Genomic DNA, 15,863 nt, shown 5'->3' on the forward strand with positions numbered 1-15,863 from the left:
ATGGGCCTGATCAAGGAGATCGACTACGGCACGCCGATCCGCGTCAGCGAGCAGACGGTGACGCTGACGATCGACGGCATGTCGGTGACGGTGCCGGCCGGCACCTCGGTGATGGCGGCGGCGATGCAGGCCGGCACCCAGATCCCGAAGCTCTGCGCCACAGACTCGCTGGAGCCGTTCGGCTCCTGCCGCCTCTGTCTCGTGGAGATCGAGGGCCGGCGCGGCACCCCGGCCTCCTGCACGACCCCGGCCGAGAACGGCATGGTGGTGCACACGCAGAACGAGAAGCTCGCCAAGCTCCGCAAGGGCGTGATGGAGCTCTACATCTCCGACCACCCCCTCGACTGCCTGACCTGCGCGGCGAACGGCGACTGCGAGCTGCAGACCCAGGCGGGCGTCGTCGGCCTGCGCGACGTGCGCTACGGCTACGAGGGCGACAACCACGTCCGGCCGAGCTCCGAGAAGTACCTGCCGAAGGACGAGTCGAACCCGTACTTCACCTACGACCCGTCGAAGTGCATCGTCTGCAACCGCTGCGTCCGGGCGTGCGAAGAGGTGCAGGGCACCTTCGCGCTGACCATCGCGGGCCGCGGCTTCGACAGCCGCGTGGCCGCCGGCCCGACCAATTTCTTCGAGTCCGAGTGCGTTTCCTGCGGCGCCTGCGTCCAGGCCTGCCCGACCGCGACGCTCCAGGAAAAGTCGATCCACGAGTTCGGCCAGCCCGAGCACGCGGAGGTCACGACCTGCGCGTATTGCGGCGTCGGCTGCTCGTTCAAGGCCGAGATGCAGGGCGAGCGCGTCGTCCGCATGGTCCCCTACAAGGGCGGCAAGGCCAACGAGGGCCATAGCTGCGTGAAGGGCCGCTTCGCCTACGGCTACGCCACCCACAAGGACCGCATCACCAAGCCGATGATCCGCGAGAAGATCACGGATCCGTGGCGCGAAGTGTCCTGGGAGGAAGCGATCGACCGGGCGGCGAGCGAGTTCAAGCGCATCCAGGCGAAATACGGAAAAGATTCGGTCGGCGGCATCACCTCGTCGCGCTGCACCAACGAGGAAGCTTACCTCGTCCAGAAGCTGGTGCGCGCCGCCTTCGGCAACAACAACGTCGATACCTGCGCCCGCGTCTGCCACTCGCCGACCGGCTACGGCCTGATGTCGACGCTCGGCACCTCGGCCGGCACCCAGGACTTCAAGTCGGTCGAGAAGTCCGACGTGATCTTGGTGATCGGCGCCAACCCGACCGACGGCCACCCGGTCTTCGGCTCGCGCATGAAGAAGCGGCTGCGCGAGGGCGCCAAGCTGATCGTCGCCGATCCGCGCAAGATCGACCTCGTGAAGTCGCCCCACATCAAGGCGGACTTCCACCTGCCGCTGAAGCCCGGCTCCAACGTCGCCTTCATCAACTCGCTGGCGCACGTGATCGTCACCGAGGGGCTGATCGACGAGGCCTATGTCCGCGAGCGCTGCGACCTCGCCGAGTTCGAGTCCTGGGCCCGGTTCATCGCCGACGAGCGCCACTCCCCGGAGAACCAGCAGTCCTTCACCGGCCTCGACCCCGAGCAGGTCCGCGGGGCGGCCCGGCTCTACGCCAAGGGCGGCGCGGCCGGCATCTACTACGGGCTGGGCGTCACCGAGCACAGCCAGGGCTCGACGATGGTCATGGGCATGGCCAACATCGCCATGGCCACCGGCAACATCGGCAAGCTCGGCGCCGGCGTGAACCCGCTGCGCGGCCAGAACAACGTGCAGGGCTCCTGCGACATGGGCTCGTTCCCGCACGAGCTGACGGGCTACCGCCACGTCTCGGACGACGCCACCCGCGAGAGCTTCGAGGCCCTCTGGGGCGCCAAGCTCGACAACGCGCCGGGCCTGCGCATCACCAACATGCTGGACGAGGCCGTCGAAGGCACGTTCAAGGGCATGTACATCCAGGGTGAGGACATCGCCCAGTCGGATCCCGACACGCACCACGTGACCTCGGGCCTGATGGCGATGGAGTGCATCGTCGTCCAGGACCTGTTCCTGAACGAGACCGCCAAGTACGCCCACGTCTTCCTGCCGGGCGCCTCGTTCCTCGAGAAGGACGGGACCTTCACCAACGCCGAGCGCCGCATCTCGCGGGTCCGCAAGGTCATGGCCCCGATGGGCGGCTACGGCGACTGGGAGGGCACGGTGCTGCTCTCCAACGCGCTGGGCTACCCCATGAACTACAATCACCCGTCCGAGATCATGGACGAGATCGCCTCGCTCACCCCGAGCTTCACCGGCGTGTCCTACGCCAAGCTCGACGAGCTCGGCTCGGTGCAGTGGCCCTGCAACGAGAAGGCGCCGCTCGGCACGCCGATGATGCACGTGGACCGGTTCGTCCGCGGCAAGGGCCGGTTCATGATCACCGAGTTCGTGGCCACCGAGGAGCGGACGGGGGCGAAGTTCCCGCTGATCCTGACCACGGGCCGGATCCTGTCCCAGTACAATGTCGGCGCGCAGACCCGGCGCACCGAGAACTCGCGCTGGCACGAGGAGGACGTGCTGGAGATCCACCCGTTCGACGCGGAGCTGCGCGGCATCGTCGACGGCGACCTCGTCGCCCTGGAGAGCCGCTCGGGCGACATCGCGCTGAAGGCCAAGATCTCGGAGCGGATGCAGCCCGGCGTGGTCTACACGACCTTCCACCACGCCAAGACCGGCGCCAACGTCATCACCACCGACTACTCGGACTGGGCGACCAACTGCCCCGAGTACAAGGTGACGGCGGTGCAGGTCCGGCGGACCAATCGGCCCTCCGACTGGCAGGCGAAGTTCTACGAGGAGGACTTCTCCCTGACCCGGATCGCTCAGACCCTCGACGCGGCAGAGTAAGAGTTTCCGATGAGCGCCGTGACGCAGGCGGACAAGCTCGTCCGCATGGCCAACCAGATCGCCACCTTCTTCCGGTCCTACCCGGAGGAGGAGGCGGTCGCCGGGATCCAGAAGCACATCAAGGCGTTCTGGACGCCCAAGATGATCGCGCATCTCGAGGCCGCCCTGCCGGAGCAGGGCGACCGGGTCGACGGCTACGTGCGGCGGGCGCTGCAGGGCGAGGAACCGGCGGCCGACAGCCCGGTGCGACCCGCGACCCGGGATCCGCAACTCGCGGGCGCGGGCGCCAGCGACGCGGGCTGAGCCGCCCGAGGCCGGGCGGGACCCACAGCCCGCGCCACGCCTGGCCGGCACGCAGTCACGCGAAGCACCCCTGTCCCGACTGGGAGCGGGGGTGCTTCGCGTTCGATGCGGTTTCCGGGTCACCGACCGGTTCCGCCGTCCTCGCGAGCGGAGCGAAGCAATCCAGCAGCGCCCCGCTCTGCACGATGGCGCGACCCTGGGTCACTTCGCTGCGCTCGTGACGACGGAGCGCGCCGTCTGAACCGGAAACCGCCTGAGTCGATGTGGAAAGGCGGTGAGCGGCGGCACCGCGGGACAGTCGGGTGCCCGGCCGTCTCCCGCCCGGCGGACCCGGCGACGCCGGCCGCCGGGCCCCGAGACGTCAGTTCTTCAGGGCGACGGTGAAGTCGGCCTCGGTCTTGCCGCGGATCTCGTCCTCGGTGACGCCGTCGGCGAGCTCGATGAGTCTCATGCCGCCGTCGCCCTTCTTGTCGATCTCGAACACGCCGAGATCGGTGATCACCAGGTCGACCACCTGCGTGCCGGTGAGCGGCAGGTCGCAGGCCTTGAGCAGCTTCGGGCTCTCGGTGCCGTCCTTGTTCTTGGCGACGTGCTCCATCACCACGACCACGCGCTTCACGCCGGCCACGAGGTCCATGGCGCCGCCCATCCCCTTCACCATCTTGCCGGGAATCATCCAGTTGGCGAGGTCGCCGTTGCCGGCCACCTGCATGGCGCCGAGGATCGACAGGTTGATGTGCCCGCCGCGGATCATCCCGAAGGAATCCGCCGAGGAGAAGTAGCTCGTCGTCGGCAGAGCGGTGATCGTCTGCTTGCCGGCGTTGATCAGGTCCGGGTCCTCCTCACCCTCGTAGGGGAAGGGGCCCATGCCCAGCATGCCGTTCTCCGACTGGAGCTGCACCGACATGCCCTCGGGGATGTAGTTCGACACCAGCGTCGGGATGCCGATCCCGAGATTCACGTAGAAGCCGTCCTCCAGCTCCTTGGCGGCGCGCGCCGCCATCTGCTCGCGGGTCCAGGCCATCGTTCTCGCTCCCTTCCCGTCCGATCAGTGCGTGCCGCCGCCGGCCGCCGCGGCCGGGGTGCTGTCGCCGCGCTTGCGCGTGGTGCGCTGCTCGATGCGCTTGTCGCGCTGCCCGACGTCGATGATGCGCTTCACGAAGATGCCGGGCGTGTGGATCGTGTCCGGATCGATCTCGCCCGGCTTCACGAGGTGCTCGACCTGCGCCACGGTCATCTTGGCGGCGGTGGCCATCATCGGGTTGAAGTTGCGCGCGGTCATCCGGTAGCGCAGGTTCCCCTCGGTGTCGCCCGTGTGGGCGTGGACCAGGGCGAGGTCGGCGAACAGGCCGCGCTCCATGACGTATTGCTCGCCGTCGAACTCGCGGACTTCCTTGCCCTCGGCGACCTTGGTGCCGACGCCGGTCTTGGTGAAGAAGGCCGGAATGCCGGCGCCGCCGGCGCGGATCCGCTCGGCCAGCGTGCCCTGCGGGTTGAACTCGATCTCCAGCTCACCGCCGAGGTACTGCCGGGCGAACTCCTTGTTCTCGCCCACGTAGGACGAGATCATCTTGGCGACCTGGCGGGTGTCCAGGAGCTTGCCGAGACCGACCCCGTCGATGCCGGCATTGTTCGACACGACGGTGAGGCCCTTGACGCCGGAGAGGCGCACCGCCTCGATCAGCTCGTCGGGGATGCCGCAGAGGCCGAAGCCGCCGCACATCACCATCATGTCGTCGCGCAGGAGGCCGGCCAGGGCCGCGGCGGCATCCGTGTAGACCTTCTTCATCGAACCGTCCTTTTCCCGCCGGACCCGACCGGCCGAAACCTCGGGACGCGCGTGTCCTCGCGCCTGCTCTTCCCGATTCCGCGCGCGAAATCCAGTGGTGCACCGCACCGGCCGGCGCGGTCCCGGGCGATCCGTAACCGGCACTGCGCTGGGGAGGGCAGGGCGGCCCTGCGCGGGCGCGGCAGACAAAACCGGCCGGGGACGCTAAGTTGCCCACTCGACGTGCAGACCCTGCCGGGCCGTGGCAGCCCGAGGGGCCGGCGCGGCGCCCGGCTTCCGGCCACAGCCGCCGCCCTCTCGGAGCATGATGTCGCTGCGCCGCCCGATCTTCATCCTCGCTCTCGGGAGCCTGATCGCGGCCGGCCTCGGCCTGCGCGACTGGCCCCTGGAGGATGGCCGGGCCACGGCCTTCGCCCGCCGCGCCTTCGACGCCTACGGACTCGGGCTGACGCTGCAGGGGCCCGCGCGCCTCGCGGTGCTGCCCTGGCCGCGCCTGACCCTCGACCGCGTCCGGCTCGCTGCCGGTTCCGACGGCCCGGTCCTGGCGGATGAGGGCCGTCTGACCATCGATCTCGACCCGCTGAGCCTCCTCGGCGGCCGCGCCGCGGTGAGCGGCCTCCGCCTGGAGGGCGCGCGGCTGTCGGACGACCCCGCCGGCTGGGCCGCCCCCCTCGCGCGCCTCGCCGAGCAGGCCCGATCCGGCGAGACGGCCCGGCCGCGCCGGATCGTCGTGCGCGACGCGCGCCTCGCCGCCGGCGACACGGCCCGGGACATCGACCTCGACATCGCGTGGCCGCTCTGGGGCAAGGCCGCCGAGGGCCGCGCCAGCCTCATCTGGCGCGGCGTGCCGACCCGGATCGCCCTCAGCCACCTGCGTCCGGCCGAGATGGCCCAGCGCCGCGGGAGCCCGTTCACCGCGGAGATCACGTGGCCGGACGGCCGCCTCGCGGCGGACGGAACGGTGGCGCCGCCGGCGGAGGGGAGCGCGCTGCCCGTCATGTCCGGGCAGGTCCGGTTCGAGACGCGATCCCTGCCGGAGAGCTTGGCCTGGATCGGCCGCGATATGCCGCTGGCGCCGCTCGCCGGCGCCTTCTCGGTCGACGGCCGGTTCGAGACGGGCGAGCGGTCCGTCTCGTGGCCGAGCCTGCGCATCGGCCTGGGTCAGAACGTGCTCGAGGGGGCCGGCGCCGTCGCGTTCGGGCCCGGCAAGGCGCCGCGCCTCTCGGTGCAGGCGACCCTGGCGGCCGAGACGCTCGATCTCACGCCTCTCGTCGCGGATCTGTCGCGGCTCCTCGACCCCGCGCCCGCGTCGATCGCCCTGGCGCCCTTCACGCGCGGCGACCTCGACCTTCGCCTGTCGGCGGCCGAGGGGCGCGCCGGCGCCGTCCGGGTGCAGGATCTGGCGGCGAGTGTCCTGGTGCGGGAGGCCGCCCTGGAGGTCGCGGTGAACCGGGCCCGGATCCAGGACGGCACGTTCAAGGGGCGCGTCAATCTGACGAGCGGGTCCGATCCGGCCGCGACCGAACTGCGCACGCAGGGAAGCCTCGACCGCGTCGACCTCGGCGCGCTGCTCGGCGAGATCGGCGCGGCCCGCTGGGTGGTGGGGCCCGTGCAGGGGCATTTCGCCCTCGAATCCAGGGCCCGGGACACGGTCGGATTGCTGGCGCACCTGAATGGCCGGGCCACGCTCGCCATGGACGGTGGTGCCATCGCGGGCCTCGACCTCGCCGACGTCATCCACCGCAACGGCGCGGTGGCGTCCGGCGCCCTGGCGCGCCGCAATGGCCGGACGGCCTTCGAACGGGCCGTGGTGACGCTGCGCTTCGCCGACGGCGTGGGCGAGATCGCCGAGTCGGGTCTCCTGGGGCCGAGCGTCGGGGCGACCCTGCACGGCCAAGTCTCGCTGCCGGAGCGTCGGCTTGATGCCAAGGGCGACCTCGTCCTGCGTCCGCCCGGCGATTCCTCCCGCGGGATCCTGTTCGCGGTGACGGGCCCCTGGAGCGCCCTGACGGCTCAGACGGTCGCGCACAGCGAGATCCCCGACCCGGTCGGCCGGTACGGGGGCGCGATGCTCCCCGACCCGCTCAAACTGCCCGCCACGCTCGGCCTGCCCGGCAACGCCCGCGCGTACGCGCCGTGACCGCGGCGCCATGGCGCCGGCTCCGGCCAAGCTCTAAGATCGGGCCTCGAACGCCTTCATGATCCCCATGCGCCGCCTGCTCATCGAGGAACCCGTGACCCGTGCGGGGCCGCTGGCCCGGCGGCTCGCCGTGTTCTCCGTCATCGCCACCGGGATCGCGCTGGTCCTCGTCCGGGATCCGCGCTCCGACACGGACGCCGCCCTCGTGGCTCTCGTGGCCGGGCTCGGCGTCGCGCTGCTGGCGGCCGCGGCCGCGATCTTCGCCTTCGTGCGGGTCTGGCGCGATGGCGCCCGCGGTCTCGGGGCCGCCCTCGCCGGATTGATCCTGGCGCTGGCGGTTCTCGGCTACCCCGCCTTCCTGGGCCTGCGCGGCCTGCGTCTTCCCGCCCTGTCGGACATCACCACCGACATCGACAATCCGCCGGCCTTCTCGCGCTCGCGGGCGGCCTTCGCGGCCCGCGGCGGACGCTACCCGGCGGACCCGAGCGCGGCTGCGCGCGAGAGCCAGCGCGGCGCCTACCCGCAGATCGCGCCGCTGACCCTCGATATCGGCGCCGACGAGGCCTTCGAACTCGCCCGGCAGGCTGCCCTGAAGCGGCACTGGCAGATCGTCGAGGCGATCCGGCCGGGCGGCCGGACCGGCAACGGCCGGATCGAGGCCGTGGCGCGGGGGCTGATCCTCAACCTGCCGGACGATGTCACCGTGCGCATCCGCCCCCGCGCCGACGGGGCGCGGATCGACGTGCGCTCGGCCTCGCGGCTCGGCGGCCGCGATTTCGGCAGCAATGCCGACCGGATCCGGGCCTATCTCGACGACGTCGCCAACCTCGCCCTCGCGGTGAAGTGAGCCGCCGCGCCTCTCAGGCCGGCGCGTAGGTGCCGTCGAGGCGGGGGGCGCCGTCGCAGGACGCGAGCCCGCGTCCGACCAGATCCTCCAGGTGGGCGAAGACCGACAGCGCCGCCGCGCCGCGGAGCCGGGGATCGAGCCCCTGGTAGATCGCAGCGACGATGTCGGCGATTCGCCCGTCGCCGGCGGCCAGCCGCGCGCGGATCGCCGCCTCGCGCTGGCGGCGATGCCCGGCGAGCCCGCGGAGGAACCGGGCGGGCTCGGGCACCGGTCCGCCATGGCCCGGCCAGTAGACCGTCTCGTCGCGCCCGCGCAGCTTGTCGAGGGAGTCCATGTAGGCCCGCATCGCGCCGTCGGGCGGCGCCACGATCGTGGTCGACCACGCCATGACGTGGTCGCCCGAGAACAGCACCCGCGCCTCCGGCAGCGCGAAGGCGAGATGGTTCATCGTGTGCCCGGGGGTCTCGACGGCCACGAGGGTCCAGCCCGGGCCGGACACGGCGTCGCCCTCCACCATGATCCGTTCCGGCGCGTGCGCCCGGTCGGCGCTCGCGTCGAGCATCGGGGTCTCCGCTTCCGACAGGGCCCGCGCGGCCCTGTGCGGCGCGCATCCGACGATCGGCGCGCCGGTGCGCGCGGCGAGCAGCCTTGCTCCGGGCGAGTGATCCCGATGGGTGTGGGTGACCACGATGGCCTCGACCCGCTCGGTGCCGAGATCCCGAAGCAGCGCCTCGACATGGGCCGGATCGTCCGGGCCCGGATCGATCACCGCGACGCGATCCTGGCCCACCACGTAGGTGCAGGTGCCGCTCGCCGTGAACGGGCCTCCGTTCGGCGCGACCCGCCGGCGGATCAGTGGCGCGACCCGGTCCAGCCGGCCGGCCGGAGGCATCGACGGATCGAAGGTCAGAGTGGTCTCGTCGGTGTCCGCCATCGCGATCCCGTGCGATCGATACGGCGGTTCCTTGGACGGTTCGCGGCCGCGTGGCAATCGCCCTCAAGGCCTAGGGGATGCGAGGCCGCGGTGCGAGGCATTCTGGGGTGGCGGCAGGACCTGCCCGCTGTCCTGCCGGTGATCCTGACGCAGGGGTGATGCTGTCCGGCGCCTGTGAGGGACGCGGACGGGGTCGCGTCCGCTCCGGGGTCGCGCGCGTCCCGCGATCAGTCCTGCCGGCGCGGTCCGCGTGCGCGCACGCGGACCGGTACGGGCGCCGGTGCCGGCATGAGACCGAGCGCGGCCGCGCGCAGGGCGTCGCCGGCCCTGTCGACGATCTCGGTCACCCGCGCCGCCATCGCGGCGGCCTTCGATCGAACGGCACTCTTGGCAGATTGCAGCATCGCAAATCCCGGATCGAGCCTTAAGACCTATCTTCGAACGCTAGCGCCCCTGTCTCGTTCCGTCACCCCATGTCGCGGCCGGCGCTCGCGCCCGCGGGGACTCACAGGACTTCGCGATGGGGGGCGGAACCGGAGCGAAACCTTGGCGTTTTCGTGTTCAGAACGACGCGGCCCGCCCGCGTTGGTACTTTCTAAGGATACGAACCATGCTCGGTTGGGCCGTAACTTTTCTCGTCGTCGCTCTCGTGGCCGCTCTGCTTGGGTTCGGCGGCATCGCCGGCACCGCCATGGAGGCGGCCAAGCTGGTCTTCTTCGTAGCGATCGTCCTGTTCGCCATCTCGGCCGTCGTCGGCCTGATGCGGGGCCGTTCGCCGACACTTTGACCGAGGGCCGGAGCGGCCGGCCCCGTTCAGCGGGCCGGCGCACGGACCCACGGAAGAGCCGTCGCCGCAGGGCGGCGGCTTTTTCCATCGCGGCGCTGCCATCGCGCCGTTGCAGGGGTGGATTGTCCCGGTGACGGGACGAGCGGTTTCAGGCCTTGCGGTCGGCGCTGTCGAGCTTGGCGATCAGTTCGGCGAAGCGATCGGGTACGGGCTGCTGCGTGACCGTGTCGTACATCGCGCGCAGCTGCGCGGCGATGCGGTTCCGGGTCTGATCGCTGAGGCCGCCCTTGCTCCTGGAGCGGTCGGACGGGTCGGAAGCGGCCGTACCGCCGGAGCTGTTCTCGGACTCCGACAAGCGATCCGAAGCGGTCTCGACGTGCGGATCGCGCGCGCGAAGACCGGCCTCCTTTCCCTGGTCCACCATCAACACGCCCCTTGTTGCCGAAGTCGGCCCGGCCGCATTGTGCTGCGGCTCGACATACGCCATGGCTGCGCCGGCAACGCCTGCGCGCCGGCATCGGTTCCGCTGGGGGGTGGAACGGAGTGCGGGCCTCCGCGTTGGGCGGTAGGCTGCGCAGGACAGAAAGCCGGCCCCGGCAGGCCCTCGGTGACGGATCGAGGCGCTCGCGGCCGGGCAACACGGCGAGGCACAGGGGATCGAATGTCGACATCGCAACTCGTGGTACAGCACCTGCCGTACCTGCGCCGCTACGCGCGCGCGCTCACGGGTAGCCAAGTGGCGGGTGACGCGTACGTCGCCGCCACCCTGGAGACCCTCGTCAACGAGCCGGACACGCTCGGTCGCAGCACCAACATCAAGGCCGACCTGTTCCGCGTCTTCACGCGGATCTGGAACTCGCTCTCGGTCAACGGCCGCAGCGAGCAGGTCCAGCACGATCTGCCGGCGGAGGTCCGCCTCGGCCAGATCACCCCGCTGCCTCGCCAGGCCTTCCTGCTCTCCTGCCTCGAGGGCTTCTCCGAGGAGGACGCGGCGATCATTCTGGGCGTCGACGTGTCCGAGGTTCGCGACCTCGTGGACGAGGCTGGTCGCGAGCTCGCCGCCGACATGGCGACCGAGATCCTCATCATCGAGGACGAGCCCCTGATCGCGATGGATCTGGAGGCGCTGGTCGAGGGTCTCGGCCACAACGTCATCGGTGTCGCCCGCACCCGCACCGAAGCGATCAAGATCGCCGGCGAGGGCAAGCGCCCCGGCCTGATCCTGGCCGACATCCAGCTCGCCGACGGCTCCTCCGGCCTCGACGCCGTGAACGACCTCCTGAAATCCTTCGAGGTGCCGGTGATCTTCATCACCGCCTATCCCGAGCGCTTCCTCACCGGTGAGCGGCCCGAGCCGGCGTTCCTGATCGCCAAGCCGTTCCAGCCCGCCAACGTCTCGGCGGTGATCAGCCAGGCGCTGTTCTTCCAGCAGACCGCCCGTCGGCGGGAAGCCAAGACGGCCTGAGATCCGGCCTGAGGTCAGGCTTGGCGGTTCGCCCCCGGGAGTGACCCGGGGCGCCCGCGACCGAGAGTGACGACAACGAAAAAGCCCCGGCTCACGCCGGGGCTTTTTCGTTGTCGGTCCGCACGCCCTCGTCGGTCGCCGCGCACAAAAAAACGGGCCGGAGAGAGCTCCAGCCCGTCGCGAAGGTTCCGGCCGATGCACAAGGGGAATGCGGGGAGGACCAGGTGGCCGGGTGCACAGAGAACGGGTGCCGGCGCGGGAGGTTCCAGGAGGGGCGATTTTTCGTGGGGCGTGCCTTTTGTGCAACGAGCCGGGGCTGTGGATAGCGGGCGTGCGCCGCCGCACCAACAGCCGGGCTGCGTTCGAATACTCAGGCTTCGTAGACGCGAGACAGTCTAGGAACCTGCGATTGCAGGGCGCGTTGTACGAACATCCTGTCAAGCTCTCGCAATGAGGTCGGGGCGATGCTGCGGTCTGGTTTCATCCTGGGCGTGAGTGCTCCTGCGGCTCTTCTCACCGTTCTGGTCCAGCCGGTGGTTCGCGACACGGCGGATCGGTGGACGATGCCGGTCCCGACCGCGCAGACCATTTCGGCGCCGCTGCCCGGGATGCGACCCGTGTCGCTGTCGATCAGCCCGACGCGGGTGGCGGGGGTGCAGCGCCTCGACAGCCGGAACGCCCCGGTGGCCGGTGAGGCGCAGGATCTGGAGATCAAGCCGATCCTGCGGCAGCCGCCGCGGCGCATGCGCGAGGGGTGCGAGGCGGCGCTGAGCTCCCTGGTCGGTCCCGAGGCGCGTCGCATGACCCCTGGCCGCTGCATTTCCTGATCGGCGCCGACAAGGACTGGAAAGCAGAAGGCCCCGCCGTCTCGGCGGGGCCTTCTGCTGTGTGGATCGGCCCTAGATCGCGATCCGCGGCCTAAACTTGAAACGAAAACGGCGCCCGTCCCGAGGGACGCGGCGCCGCTACGCGGTACGGAACGGCAGCGGCCTCACTCGGCCCGGCCGGTCCCCGTGGACTGACCGCCCTTGCGGCCGGCGGACGAGGCGAGCTCACGATCCTGCGAGAAGGAGCGCTTCTCGGCCGGAACGCTGCGGCCGCCCTTGCTGGCGATCTCGCGCTGCCGCTCCAGGTCCATCGAGGCAAAGCCTCGCTTCGAGGTCGAATTTCCGGACGCCATCAGTTCCTCCTCAGGCTTCGCTTCACCCCGCAACAACCTTCAGCAATAACCAAGGTTCCTGTCCCGAGACCTGCTCAAGCTTCCGACAGCTAAGCTTGGCAGCAACCCCGACTTGTGTGCCGCGTTGGTCGACATTCGACCTTGGTTGAAGTCCGCGTCGGGTCCGACAGGCCCGGAGGCCCGGCGACTCGTCCCGGGCGGACGGCGCGGCCTCACGGCACGAGAGAAGGGTTTTCGCGCATGACGAACCGCAACATGGTCAAGGATGCCGCTCCGGGGGCACAGGCCACGCAGCCCAACACGCCGCCGCTGCCGCCGATGCCCGCGCCGGAAGATTCCGCCACCCCGACCACCCGCGAGGAGCCGACGGATTCGCCGCACCTGAATGCCAGTCTCAAGCGCGACGCGCCCCCTCCCGGGGGACAGGGGCTCTCGACGAAGCGCTGAGCCGGGCGAGGGCGTTCTCAGGTCCGGCGCCGGTGCGCGAGGCGCGTCAGGCCCGCGACGAGAAGGGCGATCGCCAGGATCGTGACGATCCCGGCCACCGTCAGGATCCGCTGGATGAGGGGCGTGTAGACGCCGCGCGCGGCATCGTAGCCGTAGCAGAGCAGGGTGAGCCGGTCGGCGATGCTGCCGACCCGGCCCTCGCCGGCTTCCGTCAGGGCGAGGCGCAGGTCGCGCCCGGTCAGCGCCAGGGGCGACAGCGCACGGGCTACCCGGCCGTCGGCGGTGAGGAGAAGCGCCGCCGCGGGATGCGCGAAGCTGTCGGTCCCGGCATCGTAGACAGCTTCATAGCCCAGCGCGCCGGTGAGGCGCGCGAGCGCGGCGTCCGACACGATGAGCGCCCGGGGCCGGACGGATCCCGCCCGATCCCCGAGCGTCTCCGCCAGCATGCGCCGGGCGGCCGCGGCGTCGTCGCGGGGATCGATCCCGACCAGCACGAGGGCGTAGTCGTCGATCGGCAGGCCGGTGGCCGCCAGCGCCTCCACCGACAGGGACAGCATGGGGTCGCAGACATTCCCGCAGGTGTAATCCACCGGCAGCAGAAGGGCCGCGCGGCCGCCCAGGGCCTGCCCGAGGGTGGTCGGCCGGTCGGTGCGCGCGTCGGTGGCGGCGAGGTCGAGCGGGGCCCGGGCACCCGGGGGCGGCGCGACCGCGACGCGGGCGAGGTCGGCCTTGACGAGGCGGGCCGCTGCCGGCTCTGGCGACAGGACGAGGCACAGTGCCAGGAGGGCGCCAAGACCACACCGACAGGTTGCGTAAGGCGCGGGGCTGGACAAGTGCCTGACGAACCGCATGGATAAGCGGGCCCGTCCGGCCCCGCCGTCCTGGGCGTGAGACCCGTCGCGGAGCCCCCGAATGACCCTCGACACCGAGGTTTCCTCCCTGAAGCAGGTGCCGCTGTTCCGCGAGGTGGAACCGGCGCGCCTGAAGCTCCTGGCCTTCACCAGCGAGCGGGTGCATTTCGAGCCGGGGCAACGCTTCTTCGCCCGCGGCGACGTCGCGGATGCGGCCTACGTGATCCTCTCGGGTACGGCGGACGTCAGCATCGACGGTCCCGCCGGCCCGGTGCGGCTGGCGCTCCTCGGCCAGGACGCCCTCGTCGGTGAGATGGGCATCCTGGCCGAGCAGCCCCGCTCCGCCACCGTGACGGCGCAATCCGCGGTGACCGCCCTGCGTATCGACCGCGGGGTGTTCCTGGAACTGCTGGCCCAGTTTCCACAGATCAGCATCGCCCTGATGCGCGTGCTGGCGCTGCGGCTGGAGCAGACCAACCAGGCGCTGGCCGAGAGCCGGGGCTGATCATCCCGCGTAGGTGATGAATTCCAGGAGCGAGCCGTCGGGATCCCGGAAGTAGACGCTGATCCCAGCGCCCGCGGCGCCGTGCCGCTCCACCGGGCCGAGTTCCACCGGGACCCCGGCGGCCTCGAGATGCGCGATGGCGGTCTCGATCGCGCCCGACCAGCGGAAGCACAGGTCGCTGTTGCCCGGCTGGACGGGTTTCGCCGCGACCGGTACCGACTCGACGCCCGGCCCGTGGCAATTGAGCTGGACGCCGCCGAACCGGTAGGCGAAGCCGGGACCGCGCGCGAGGATCTCGGCACCCACCACGTCGCGGTAGAAGGCGTTCGAGCGTGCCCAGTCGCTCACGTGGATCACGCAGTGATCGAGGTGTATCGCCGGGCTGAGCGGGACATCGGGAGTGACCGTCGCCTCGGTGGGAAGAGTTTCGGTCTCGGCCATCGTTCACCTCCGCTCCGGGCGCAGTAGAGCACCGCTGCGATTCAGAATTAGGGCACAACCGTGGCCGTGGGAGCGGCCCGCGCACGGCCGGCTGCGGCGCAAAAGCTACATCGTCACAGGCGCAGAGGCGGTAGGCATGGCGCGACGACCGTATCCCGCACGACAGGACCTATGATCGCCACGCTTCCCTCGGCCTGGAGCCGCCTGCGCCGGATCGTTCTCTCGCGAATCCTCCTCGCCGTCGTGGCGATCGCGCCCCTCGCGGCCTGCCAGACCCGTCCGGTCCAGGTCGCCCAGGATGACGAGGCGGCGTGGTACGTCGGCAGCAAGCCCGACAAGCCCTTCGACATTCCGCTGGTCGACACCCAGCGCCTCGATCCGAAGTACCGCCGCCAGCAGGTGAGCTACAACGGCCCCGAGCAGCCGGGGACGATCGTGGTCGACATCGACAAGCGGCAGCTCGTCCTGGTCCAGGCCGACGGCACGGCGATGCAGTACGGTGTCGGCGTCGGCAAGGCCGGCTTCTCCTGGAAGGGCGAGGCGCGGGTCGGGCGCAAGGGCGTCTGGCCGGACTGGAGCCCGACCGTCACGATGGTCTCGCTGCATCCCGACCTGCCGCGCACCCGCAAGGGCGGCCTCGACAATCCCCTCGGCGCGCGCGCCCTCTACCTCTACCAGGGCAACCGCGACATCCTGTTCCGCATTCACGGCACCAACGAGCCCTGGAGCATCGGCGAGCAGATGTCGTCGGGCTGCGTTCGGATGCTGAACGAGGATATCGCCGACCTGTATGAGCGCGTGCCGGTGGGCACCCGCGTGCTCATCAAGCGCAACGGCAAGTACCGGACCTGAGCGGGCGAGGCGCGGATTCCTGACCGGTCAGCCGGCCGGCGTCCCCGCGGCGGACGCGTCGCGGACCTCGCCGGAGACCCGCTTTGCGAGCCGGTCCAGAGCCGCTCGATCCAGATCACCCCGATCCGGGCCGCCGGGGGCCGCGGCCGGCTCGCCCGGTCGACCGTCCGGCCCCATGCCGTCGCTGGCCAGCACCGCGGCGGTGGTCAGGCCCGGACTGGTCCGGTCCGTCGGCCGCTCCGGGCCGATCGAGAGGCCGGCCCAGACGAGGAGAGCCGCGCACAGGGCCAGGCTGGCCAGCAGGGTCTTGAGAAAGGTCATGTTTCATAACGAGCGGCTCCGGGCCGTCGTTCCGTTGCCAAGCTTCGCTCCGACGGGCGGAACGCTTTGGCAACCACGGCGGTCGAAACTCGGCATCGCGCTCGCGAGGCCGATTCGGTCACCCGGCAAATTCGCCACA

Annotated in this window: 19 protein-coding genes; 10 read left to right on the forward strand and 9 right to left on the reverse strand. The window is 70.8% G+C overall.

The window, feature by feature from the left end:
* Window positions 1–2,862 carry a formate dehydrogenase subunit alpha gene (gene fdhF / locus LXM90_RS04825; RefSeq protein WP_234081939.1) on the forward strand — a complete coding sequence of 954 codons (2,862 nt, stop codon included), beginning with the start codon at window positions 1–3 and terminating at the stop codon, window positions 2,860–2,862.
* A 9-nt stretch (window positions 2,863–2,871) separates the two neighbouring features.
* Complete coding sequence (locus LXM90_RS04830; RefSeq protein ID WP_020090890.1) at window positions 2,872–3,165, forward strand: formate dehydrogenase subunit delta; 294 nt, start codon at window positions 2,872–2,874, stop codon at window positions 3,163–3,165.
* 361 nt (window positions 3,166–3,526) lie between these two features.
* Here the strand turns inward: LXM90_RS04830 and LXM90_RS04835 are convergent, their stop codons facing one another.
* On the reverse strand, window positions 3,527–4,189 hold the full coding sequence (locus LXM90_RS04835; RefSeq protein WP_042671934.1) for a 3-oxoacid CoA-transferase subunit B: 663 nt from the start codon (window positions 4,187–4,189) through the stop codon (window positions 3,527–3,529).
* Window positions 4,190–4,213: 24 nt separating this feature from the next.
* Window positions 4,214–4,954, reverse strand: coding sequence for a CoA transferase subunit A (locus tag LXM90_RS04840; RefSeq protein ID WP_020090888.1), 741 nt, complete (start codon window positions 4,952–4,954; stop codon window positions 4,214–4,216).
* Between the two features lie 304 nt (window positions 4,955–5,258).
* Here LXM90_RS04840 and LXM90_RS04845 point away from each other — a divergent pair, with 304 nt between their 5' ends.
* A complete protein-coding gene (locus tag LXM90_RS04845) occupies window positions 5,259–7,094 on the forward strand; it encodes an AsmA family protein (protein ID WP_234081940.1) in 1,836 nt (611 codons plus the stop codon).
* 67 nt (window positions 7,095–7,161) lie between these two features.
* Entirely contained in the window at window positions 7,162–7,941 is a 780-nt protein-coding gene (locus LXM90_RS04850; RefSeq protein WP_234081941.1) for a DUF1499 domain-containing protein, read from the forward strand.
* Between the two features lie 13 nt (window positions 7,942–7,954).
* Here the strand turns inward: LXM90_RS04850 and LXM90_RS04855 are convergent, their stop codons facing one another.
* Window positions 7,955–8,833, reverse strand: a complete 879-nt coding sequence (locus LXM90_RS04855) for an MBL fold metallo-hydrolase (protein ID WP_419149862.1) — start codon at window positions 8,831–8,833, stop codon at window positions 7,955–7,957.
* A gap of 269 nt (window positions 8,834–9,102) precedes the next feature.
* Window positions 9,103–9,279 (reverse strand): hypothetical protein, encoded by a 177-nt coding sequence (locus LXM90_RS04860; RefSeq protein WP_020090884.1) that lies wholly within the window; start codon window positions 9,277–9,279, stop codon window positions 9,103–9,105.
* A gap of 206 nt (window positions 9,280–9,485) precedes the next feature.
* Here LXM90_RS04860 and LXM90_RS04865 point away from each other — a divergent pair, with 206 nt between their 5' ends.
* Window positions 9,486–9,662, forward strand: coding sequence for a DUF1328 domain-containing protein (locus LXM90_RS04865; protein WP_007568853.1), 177 nt, complete (start codon window positions 9,486–9,488; stop codon window positions 9,660–9,662).
* A 148-nt stretch (window positions 9,663–9,810) separates the two neighbouring features.
* Here the strand turns inward: LXM90_RS04865 and LXM90_RS04870 are convergent, their stop codons facing one another.
* Complete coding sequence (locus LXM90_RS04870) at window positions 9,811–10,149, reverse strand: NepR family anti-sigma factor (RefSeq protein WP_234081943.1); 339 nt, start codon at window positions 10,147–10,149, stop codon at window positions 9,811–9,813.
* 174 nt (window positions 10,150–10,323) lie between these two features.
* On the opposite strand from LXM90_RS04870, the gene LXM90_RS04875 reads away from it, so the two are divergent.
* Together LXM90_RS04875 and LXM90_RS04880 are read left to right on the forward strand one after the other, a co-directional pair.
* The gene (locus LXM90_RS04875) at window positions 10,324–11,127 is read left to right on the forward strand and encodes a response regulator (protein WP_012321915.1); all 804 of its coding nucleotides are present in this window, start codon (window positions 10,324–10,326) and stop codon (window positions 11,125–11,127) included.
* 563 nt (window positions 11,128–11,690) lie between these two features.
* Window positions 11,691–11,954 (forward strand): hypothetical protein, encoded by a 264-nt coding sequence (locus tag LXM90_RS04880; RefSeq protein WP_020090882.1) that lies wholly within the window; start codon window positions 11,691–11,693, stop codon window positions 11,952–11,954.
* A 164-nt stretch (window positions 11,955–12,118) separates the two neighbouring features.
* On the opposite strand, the gene LXM90_RS04885 is transcribed toward LXM90_RS04880, so the two are convergent.
* Entirely contained in the window at window positions 12,119–12,307 is a 189-nt protein-coding gene (locus LXM90_RS04885; protein ID WP_010683678.1) for a general stress protein, read from the reverse strand.
* A 240-nt stretch (window positions 12,308–12,547) separates the two neighbouring features.
* On the opposite strand from LXM90_RS04885, the gene LXM90_RS04890 reads away from it, so the two are divergent.
* A complete protein-coding gene (locus LXM90_RS04890) occupies window positions 12,548–12,754 on the forward strand; it encodes a hypothetical protein (RefSeq protein WP_020090880.1) in 207 nt (68 codons plus the stop codon).
* Between the two features lie 17 nt (window positions 12,755–12,771).
* Here the strand turns inward: LXM90_RS04890 and LXM90_RS04895 are convergent, their stop codons facing one another.
* On the reverse strand, window positions 12,772–13,587 hold the full coding sequence (locus LXM90_RS04895) for an electron transporter (protein ID WP_042674045.1): 816 nt from the start codon (window positions 13,585–13,587) through the stop codon (window positions 12,772–12,774).
* Between the two features lie 79 nt (window positions 13,588–13,666).
* Here LXM90_RS04895 and LXM90_RS04900 point away from each other — a divergent pair, with 79 nt between their 5' ends.
* The gene (locus tag LXM90_RS04900) at window positions 13,667–14,110 is read left to right on the forward strand and encodes a cyclic nucleotide-binding domain-containing protein (RefSeq protein WP_020090878.1); all 444 of its coding nucleotides are present in this window, start codon (window positions 13,667–13,669) and stop codon (window positions 14,108–14,110) included.
* Here the strand turns inward: LXM90_RS04900 and LXM90_RS04905 are convergent, their stop codons facing one another.
* The gene (locus LXM90_RS04905) at window positions 14,111–14,551 is read right to left on the reverse strand and encodes a VOC family protein (protein WP_042674042.1); all 441 of its coding nucleotides are present in this window, start codon (window positions 14,549–14,551) and stop codon (window positions 14,111–14,113) included.
* A gap of 171 nt (window positions 14,552–14,722) precedes the next feature.
* Here LXM90_RS04905 and LXM90_RS04910 point away from each other — a divergent pair, with 171 nt between their 5' ends.
* Window positions 14,723–15,403 carry a L,D-transpeptidase gene (locus LXM90_RS04910; protein WP_020090876.1) on the forward strand — a complete coding sequence of 227 codons (681 nt, stop codon included), beginning with the start codon at window positions 14,723–14,725 and terminating at the stop codon, window positions 15,401–15,403.
* Window positions 15,404–15,430: 27 nt separating this feature from the next.
* Here LXM90_RS04910 and LXM90_RS04915 read toward each other — a convergent pair whose 3' ends face one another.
* Entirely contained in the window at window positions 15,431–15,724 is a 294-nt protein-coding gene (locus tag LXM90_RS04915) for a hypothetical protein (protein WP_020090875.1), read from the reverse strand.
* Between the last annotated feature and the right edge of the window lie 139 nt (window positions 15,725–15,863).

It is taken from the genome of Methylobacterium oryzae, from assembly GCF_021398735.1.
In the GTDB taxonomy this organism is placed as follows: Bacteria; Pseudomonadota; Alphaproteobacteria; order Rhizobiales; family Beijerinckiaceae; genus Methylobacterium.